This window comes from Immundisolibacter sp. (assembly GCF_041625615.1).
Classification (GTDB): domain Bacteria; phylum Pseudomonadota; class Gammaproteobacteria; order Immundisolibacterales; family Immundisolibacteraceae; genus Immundisolibacter.
On the sequence record NZ_JBFJTF010000132.1, the window covers coordinates 1 to 6,138 of the forward strand.

General features: G+C 67.2%; 5 protein-coding genes and 1 pseudogene. 1 reads left to right on the plus strand and 5 read right to left on the minus strand.

Going from position 1 to position 6,138, the window contains the following annotated elements:
- The first annotated feature begins 72 nt into the window (after window positions 1-72).
- Window positions 73-855, plus strand: a complete 783-nt coding sequence (gene xth, locus ABYX71_RS09805; protein WP_372696318.1) for an exodeoxyribonuclease III — start codon at window positions 73-75, stop codon at window positions 853-855.
- Between the two features lie 30 nt (window positions 856-885).
- Here the strand turns inward: xth and ntrC are convergent, their stop codons facing one another.
- The 5 genes and pseudogenes from ntrC to ABYX71_RS09830 form a co-directional block, all read right to left on the minus strand.
- A complete protein-coding gene (gene ntrC, locus ABYX71_RS09810; protein WP_372696319.1) occupies window positions 886-2,286 on the minus strand; it encodes a nitrogen regulation protein NR(I) in 1,401 nt (466 codons plus the stop codon).
- Window positions 2,283-3,374: a nitrogen regulation protein NR(II) gene (glnL, locus tag ABYX71_RS09815; protein WP_372696320.1), complete on the minus strand. Its 1,092-nt coding sequence runs from the start codon at window positions 3,372-3,374 to the stop codon at window positions 2,283-2,285. The genes ntrC and glnL overlap by 4 nt, the downstream gene beginning before the upstream one ends.
- Window positions 3,375-3,424: 50 nt before the next feature.
- The gene (locus tag ABYX71_RS09820) at window positions 3,425-3,994 is read right to left on the minus strand and encodes a DUF4124 domain-containing protein (protein ID WP_372696321.1); all 570 of its coding nucleotides are present in this window, start codon (window positions 3,992-3,994) and stop codon (window positions 3,425-3,427) included.
- 58 nt (window positions 3,995-4,052) lie between these two features.
- The gene (glnA, locus tag ABYX71_RS09825) at window positions 4,053-5,462 is read right to left on the minus strand and encodes a glutamate--ammonia ligase (RefSeq protein ID WP_372696322.1); all 1,410 of its coding nucleotides are present in this window, start codon (window positions 5,460-5,462) and stop codon (window positions 4,053-4,055) included.
- A 229-nt stretch (window positions 5,463-5,691) separates the two neighbouring features.
- Window positions 5,692-6,138: pseudogene (locus ABYX71_RS09830) on the minus strand (peptidase); the annotation flags it as partial.

Sequence of the window (6,138 nt, forward strand, 5' to 3'; positions counted from 1 at the left end):
CCGCGTCGGCGCCGGCCGCAGGGCGGCGGGCTATCATCGGCGACCACGCGTTGATGCCGGGCCCCTGACGTCATGTTGATCGCCACCTGGAACGTCAATTCCCTGCGCGTGCGGCTGCCGCAGCTGCTGGACTGGCTGGCGCGCGAGCAGCCGGACGTGGTCGGGCTGCAGGAAACCAAGGTGGTCGACGACGACTTCCCGCAGGCCCAGCTGCGCGAGGCCGGATACGAGACGGTGTTCGTCGGTCAGCGTGCCTACAACGGCGTGGCGTTGCTCAGTCGCTGTCCGCCGGTTGACGCGCAGACCGTGTTGCCGGGGCGCGAGGACGATCCTCAGCAGCGATTCGTGGCGGCCAGCTACGGTGACCTGCGGGTGGTGAACGTGTACGTGCCCAATGGCAGTGCGGTCGGCTCGGACAAGTACGCCTACAAGCTGGCCTGGCTGGCTGACTTGCGACGCTACCTCGCGTCTGCGCTGGCGCGGTGGCCGCGACTGCTGGTGATGGGGGATTTCAACATTGCCCCGGCCGACATCGACGTGCACGACCCGGCCGCCTGGGCGGGGCAGGTGTTGGTCAGCCCGCCCGAGCGGGCGGCGCTCGACGCGCTGACCGCCCTGGGCCTGCACGACGCCTTCCGGGCGCTGTATCCGGACACGCAGGCGTTCACCTGGTGGGATTACCGGGCGGCGGCGTTTCGCCGCAACCAGGGGCTGCGAATCGACCACCTGCTAGTGAGCGATGCCGTGCGGGAGGCGTGTCGCAGCTGCCGGGTCGAGATGGACGTGCGCCGCCTCGAACGGCCGTCGGACCATGCGCCGGTGGCGCTGGAACTGGACCTGCCGCCGGTCGGCTAGCGGCGCTGCCCGCCAGCGACGGCGGGGCACCTAGTCGTCGTCGATGCCCAGTTCCTTGATCTTGCGCGTCAGGGTGTTGCGGCCCCAGCCGAGCAACAGTGCGGCGTCCTGACGGCGTCCGCCGGTACGCTCCAGGGCGACGCCGATCATCAGGCGCTCGAAGGTCGGTGTCAGGTCGTTCATGACACCGCGCTCGCCGGACGCCAGCCGTCCGGCTGCCCAGCGCCGCAACGAGCTTTGCCAGTCCTCATCCACGGCCGCCGGGGCGCCGACCACTTCGGCCGGCAGGTCGTCCATGCGAACCACCTGGGTGGGCGTCATCACGGTCAGCCAGCGGCAGACGTTTTCCAGCTGACGCACGTTGCCGGGCCAGTCGAAGCGGGACAGCCGGTCCAGCACATCGGCGGCCGCCGTCTTGCATTCAACCTGCAGTTCCTTGGCGGCGCGCGCCAGGAAATGCAGCACCAGGCCGGGGATGTCCTCGCGCCGTTCGCGCAGCGGCGGCACGCGGATGCGAACCACGTTCAGCCGATGCAGCAGATCCTCGCGGAACTTGCCGGCCTGCACCTGTTGCTCGAGGTTCTGGTGTGTGGCGGCGATCACCCGCACGTCGACCTTGAGGGGGGCGTGCGCGCCGACGCGGTAGAACTCGCCCTCCTGCAGGACGCGCAGCAGCCGGGTCTGCAGCTCGGCGGGCATGTCGCCGATCTCGTCCAGGAACAGCGAGCCGCCGTGCGCCTGCTCGAAGCGGCCGCGGCGCAGCGCCTGGGCGCCGGTGAAGGCGCCGCGCTCGTGCCCGAACAGCTCGGACTCGAGCAACTCACGGTTGATCGCGGCCATGTTGAGCGCGATGAAGGGGCCGCCGCTGCGCGGGCTGTGGCGGTGCAGGGCACGCGCGATCAGCTCCTTGCCGGTGCCCGACTCGCCGGTGATCAGCACATTGATGCTCGAACGCGACAGACGGCCGATGGCGCGGAACACTTCCTGCATCGAGGGCGCCGAGCCGATGATGTCGGACGGGGCAGGGGCGTCGGCCGCCTGTCCGGGCGTGCCCTGTTCGCGCCGCTGCACCAGGGCACGGTTGACCAGGTCGACGGCCTCGTCGACGTCGAAGGGCTTGGGCAGGTGCTCGAACGCGCCGCCCTGGAAGGCCGACACGGCGCTGTCGAGGTCCGGGTAGGCGGTGGTGATGATGACCGGCACCGCCGGTGCCCGTTCGCGCAGCTCCGCCAGCAGGTCGAAACCGCTGCGTCCCGGCATGCGCACGTCGGACACGATCACGTCCGGCTCGCCGCCGTCCAGCGCCGCGCTGGCGCGCTCCGCGTCCTCGAATTCGATGGCCTGGAACCCGGCACTTTGCAGTGCCCGGCACAAGACCCAGCGGATGGAGCGATCGTCATCGATCACCCATACGCGACCCTGGCGGTTCATCGTTGCTCTCCAGCGATCGGCAGCAGCACCGAAAACACGGTGTTACCCGGGGTGCTATAGAAATTTATGCAGCCTTCGTGCCGGCTGACGAGGGACTGCGCGATCGACAGCCCCAGGCCGGTGCCGGTGGGCCGGCCGGTGATCAGCGGGTGGAAGATCTGTTCGCGCAGGTGCTCCGGCACGCCGGGGCCGTTGTCGATGATGTCCACCTGCACCAGCAGGCGGTGGTGGCGGCCGGCAATGGTCAGGCGCCGGCGCACACGGGTGCGCAGCGTTACCCGGCCGGGGCGGGCCGGCGCCTCGTCGACCGCCTGCACGGCGTTACGCACGAGGTTCAGGAACGCCTGGATCAAGTGCTCGCGATCGGCCCACAGGTCCGGCAGGCTCGGATCGTAGTCACAGTCGATGCAGACGTTGGCAGGCAGGTCGGTGCTGACCAGTGCACGCACCCGCTCCAGCACCTCGTGCACGCTGACCCGGCCGTTGTCCAGCGTCAGTTGCGGGCTGAGCATACGGTCGATGAGGTTTTTCAGCCGGTCGGCCTCACCGATGATGATCTGGGTGAACTCGGTCAGGTCGGGGTCGGCGAGTTCCCGCTCCAGTAACTGGGCGGCACCGCGCAGCCCGCCGAGCGGGTTCTTGATCTCGTGCGCCAGCCCTCTGAGCATCAGCCGGCTTGCCTCCTGCTGCGCGAGCAGGCGCGCTTCGCGCTCGGTGTCACCGAGCGGGCCGGTAGTGGCGAGTTCCAGCAGCAGGCTGCGTTGTCCGACCAGTTCGCACGGGGTGAGCCAGCAGTCACAGCGCTTTGGAACGTCGCTGCCCGGGGGCAGGAACGTGAGGTCGTGGCGCAGCACGGCTTGGTGCCGCTCGAACGTCTCGCCGATCAACTCGGTCAGATCAGGGTCGCTCAACAGCAGCTCCAGGGGCTGGCCGCTGAGTTGGCGCACGCTGGCGCCAAACAACACCTCCGCCGCTTGATTCAGGTAGAGCATGCGGCGCTGCTCGTCGATGACCAGCACGGCGGTTTGCAGGTTGTCGACGACGGCGCGCCCGAACTGGGGGAGGCCGTTGGTACTGGGGCTGTCCACGTCGGTGGTCCCGGTCGGTTGCGGCACGGATGCGTTGCCGCAGCGACGCATCAATTGCCGCCGCTGGCCGGCGCCCGGCGTGCCGGCAGATTCAGGGACTGGCGCTTGAAGTGAAAACGCACCGACTGACTGCGTTTCAGTTCCTGTCCGTCGGCGTCGTGAATGGCAACCACCAACTGGTAGGTATTCGGATCGAGGCCGCTCAGGGCAAAACTGCTGGCGGGGACTCCGGAGCCCTGGGGGATCCCGTCAACGATGGGTACCAGCAAATCACCCTCGGCCAACGGCGGCACGATTTCCACTTCCACCCGAAGCGGCCCCTCGGCGAACCAGTGAACGGCGTCGTCGGTGGGCTGAGTGATCCGCAGCGTGGTGTAGACGATGCGTTCTTCGGCTGCCGGCGGCTGTTGCTGGGGTTGGGCGGGCGCGGCGGCAGGGGCGGGAGAAGGCACGATGGCGGCCGGTTGCCGGACATCAATCTCCTGTGCGCCGGGGCCCGGTTGGTCCGAGTACAGCACCGTGCCGTCGGGTGCCACCGACCGATAGACCCGGGTTGCCTGAGCCGTTGCCGGAACAGCCACGAGCAGGAGGCACAGCAGTGAAGAACGGACAGGGTGCATGGCGTTTATCGGCAACCAGGCCGGGGACGGCAGCGTGTGCCGTCCCCGGTAGTTTCACTCAGACGCTGTAGTACATGTCGAACTCAACCGGATGCGTGGTCATGCGCATGCGCGTGACATCTTCCATCTTGAGATCAATGTAGCCGTCGATCATTTCGTTGCTGAACACGTCGCCGGCGGTCAGGAACTCGCGGTCGGCGTCGAGCGCCTCGAGTGCCTGGTCCAGCGAGTGACACACGGTCGGAACCGACTTGGCTTCCTCGGGCGGCAGGTCGTACAGGTTCTTGTCCAGGGCTTCGCCCGGGTGAATCTTGTTCTTGATGCCGTCCAGGCCGGCCATCAGCATGGCCGAGAAGGCCAGGTACGGATTGGCCGACGGGTCGGGGAAGCGCAGTTCGATACGACGCGCCTTGGGGCTGGAAACCCACGGGATACGCACAGAGGCCGAACGGTTGCGTGCCGAGTAGGCCAGCATCACCGGCGCCTCGAAGCCGGGAACCAGACGCTTGTAGCTGTTGGTGCCGGGGTTGGTGAGGGCGTTCAGCGCGCGGGCGTGCTTGAAGATGCCGCCGATGTAGTACAGGGCCAGTTCGGACAGGCCGCCGTACTTGTCGCCCGAGAACAGGTTGACACCGTCCTTGGACAGCGACTGGTGCACGTGCATGCCGCTGCCGTTGTCGCCGACGACGGGCTTCGGCATGAAGGTGGCGGTCTTGCCATAGTTGTGCGCGACGTTGAGCACCACGTACTTGAGGATCTGCACCTCGTCGGCCTTGCGCACGAGGGTGTTGAACTTGGTGCCAATCTCGCACTGGCCGGCGGTGGCCACCTCGTGGTGATGCACTTCGACCGAGAGTCCCATCTCGGCCATGGCCTGCACCATGGCGGTGCGGATGTTGTGCAGTGAGTCGACCGGCGGCACCGGGAAGTAACCCCCCTTAACCCGCGGACGGTGTCCCTTGTTGCCGAGGTCGAACGGGCCGCCGGAGCGCCAGTGGGCTTCCTCGGAGTCGACTTCGACGAAGCAGCCGCTCAGGCCGGAATGCCAGCGTACGTCGTCGAATACGAAGAACTCGGGTTCCGGGCCGAAGAACGCGGTGTCGGCGATGCCGGTAGACTTCAGGTACGCCTCGGCGCGGCGCGCCAACGAACGCGGGTCGCGATCGTAGCCCTGCATCGTGTGCGGCTCGAGCACGTCGCAGGTCACGTTCAAGGTGGCCTCGTCAGTGAACGGATCCAGCACGGCAGAAGCCGGGTCCGGCATCAGAACCATGTCGGACTCGTTGATGCCTTTCCAGCCGGCGATGGACGAGCCGTCGAACATCATGCCGCTCTCGAAGAACTCGGCGTCGGCGCGGTCGGCCGGGATGGTGACGTGTTGCTCTTTACCCCGCGTATCCGTGAACCGTACGTCAACATACTTGACGTTCTGCTCACTGATTTTCTTGAGCACATCCGACACTGACATTTATTCGCTCCTTGGCGGTTGAATGACCTGAGGTCTGGAATGAAGGCATCGCCTGGCGTTCTGGCGCCGGCAGCGATGGCAACGAATGGGTGCCAACGAGTGTCAGCAGGAAACGTGCCAAAGCCTGCGCGCACCGATTGCGGGCATTCCGTTACGCTCCCGTTGCGCGATTCGCCCCATTATGGGGCTTTTTGAGCGTGAGGCGCACCAATGTCGTGCGTAGCCCGGGTCAAAACAGCCCGGCTTCGCTTCCGGTCGTGGGGGCGGCGTCGGATGTCGCCCGCTCTTGGGGCATGGGAGGCAGGCGGTCGGCGCTGAACCATTCGAACTGCGTGTGAGGCCCGGTCTCCAGGGTCCGCTGGCCTGTCGAACGGTCGATGCGCAGCGACACCAGGCCGTCGGGTACGGGCAGCCGGCTTTCCGGCACGTCCGACAGGGCGCGCGCCATGAAGTCCATCCAGATGGGCAGGGCGGCGCGCGCGCCGGTTTCGTTCTTTCCAAGCGAGCGGGGTTGGTCGTAGCCGACCCAGACGGTGGTGAGCAGGCTGGGCTGGAAGCCCGCGAACCAGGCGTCGCGGACCTCGTTGGTGGTGCCGGTTTTGCCCGCGAGGTCGGAACGGCCCAGTTGCCGGGCTCGTACGCCGGTGCCATGGTCGATCACGTCGCGCAGCATGGA

Coding starts and splice junctions, on each gene's coding strand:
- ABYX71_RS09820 (WP_372696321.1), bottom strand. CDS start 3,994: ATGCACCCTGTCCGTTCTTCACTGCTGTGCCTCCTGCTCGTGGCTGTT.
- ntrC (WP_372696319.1), bottom strand. CDS start 2,286: ATGAACCGCCAGGGTCGCGTATGGGTGATCGATGACGATCGCTCCATC.
- xth (WP_372696318.1), top strand. CDS start 73: ATGTTGATCGCCACCTGGAACGTCAATTCCCTGCGCGTGCGGCTGCCG.
- glnA (WP_372696322.1), bottom strand. CDS start 5,462: ATGTCAGTGTCGGATGTGCTCAAGAAAATCAGTGAGCAGAACGTCAAG.